Genomic DNA, 1857 nt, shown 5'->3' with positions numbered 1-1857 from the left:
CTTCAACGGCGAGACGCGTTCCTCGGATGCGATCGATACCGAGTTCTGGCGACGGGTTGAGCAAGGAGATATGGCAGCGCTGGGCATCGATACTGAACGCTCTTTTGGAGAAGTCCTACCGTTGCTTTTGTCATTAAGGCAGAAGCGGCAGATCTGGGCAACGGTCGATTCGTGGTGTTATCGGATCGAGTGGAGACTTTTAAGAGATGAACCGGTGCGAGCAAGGGGTAGATGGCTTGTCGTCGGGTCTGCGTGCGTTGGTGTAGTTGAGGCGGTGATCGGCGCTTTTCGAGAAGCGGACATAGATGTCGACTATATAGATCTCGATGCCAATCAAATGTCGCGATCCGGTTTAGCGTCTTTATTGCAGAATAAGGCCGGAACCGGAAAGGTTGCAGGGGTTCTGTCTCTCGCCGCCATCGATGAACGGCCAAGCAGCAACTGGCCTTCAATGACGCAGGGTTTGCAGGTAAATCTGCTTCTTCTGCAAGCATTCGCTGACATCGATGCAGATCTACCTTTGTGGTGTGTGACGTCTGGGGCGGTAGAAATAGGGAATCTTGAGCAGATCACCAGTACAATGCAAGTCCAGATGTGGGGTATGGGACAGGTAGCCAGCCTGGAATATCCACGCTGGTGGGGTGGTCTCATCGATCTTTCCGAAACATCGGACCGGATCGTTTTGCAACGCATGATCGCCTCGTTGTCCCGCAGTGACGGCGAAGATCAGCTCGCTGTCCGACCATCGGGTGTCTACGGCCGTCGGATGGTGCGGGCAGTGCTACCCGAGTCTTTGAAATCCGAAGGGTGGAAGCCCCGGGGGACGGTACTGATCACCGGCGGTACCGGCGGGATAGGGGGATATTTGGCGCGTTGGGCCGCAGCGAACGGGGCACAGCATGTTGTTCTGGCTAGCCGCCGAGGATACAACGCGCAGGGAGCCCAGGAACTGGAGATGGGTTTGCGCGCTCTGGGCAGTCGCGTCACGATCGTGACTTGTGATGTGACCCGTCGGGAGGACGTGGCAGCGCTACTATCTGTCACAGACAGTGATGCGGCACCTCTGACCGCAGTTATACATGCTGCGGGGAACGGATTGCTCAGCCCGATTACCGAAACCGATCCGGAATTGTTCGAAACGGTTACAGGCCCCAAGGTGGTGGGGGTGCAGCATCTCGATGAACTGCTCGGTGATCGCGTTCTGGACGCATTCGTCCTATTTTCCTCCGGTGCCGCCACCTGGGGTAACGCGGGCGGGGCAGCCTATGCGGCCGGGAACGCCTTTTTGGATGGGCTAGCACAGCGCCGACGATCCCGAGGCTTGACTGCTACCTCGCTGGCCTGGGGGGGATGGGCTGCCGGAGGTATGGCAGGAACGCGCGAGGCTGCAGAGTATCTCACTCGTAATGGTGTGCAGCTGATGGATCCCGACTCGGCTTTGGCAGCATTGCCCCGTGTCGTGGGTTGCGGTGAAGCAACGATGACAGTTGCGAACCTGAACTGGCGGCAGTTCGTTCCGCTCTACACACTATCGAGACATCGCTCGCTGATTCAGGAGTTGCCGGAGACTCAATCGGTGCTGCAGTCAGCACAAGAGGAACCAGAGGCAGAGAGCCTTGCTGTCCTGCGAGCCCGGCTCGCGGGACTGGCACCGGCCGAGCAGCATGCGCTGATCCTGGATACCGTCCGTGGCCAGATCGCCGAGGTCCTGGGCCACGACAGCGGCGCGGTCATCGACCCCGCCCGCAACTTCCAAGACCTCGGGTTCGATTCCCTGACCGCGGTCGAGACACGCAACCGGCTCAACACCGTCACCGGGCTGCGGCTACCGGCAACCCTGGTCTTCGACTACCCGAC

Annotated in this window: 1 protein-coding gene; it reads left to right on the top strand. The window is 59.2% G+C overall.

Annotated elements, in window-relative coordinates; all coding sequences use genetic code 11:
• Positions 1-70: 70 nt before the first annotated feature.
• Positions 71-1857, top strand: a 1787-nt coding sequence (locus tag NVU01S_RS43055; protein WP_156522249.1) for a beta-ketoacyl reductase, incomplete at its 3' end; no start/stop codon positions are given.

The sequence above is a fragment of the Nocardia vulneris genome (assembly GCF_001613425.1).
GTDB classification, from domain to species: Bacteria; Actinomycetota; Actinomycetes; order Mycobacteriales; family Mycobacteriaceae; genus Nocardia; species Nocardia vulneris.
This window is presented reverse-complemented; position numbering and strand designations above follow the sequence as displayed.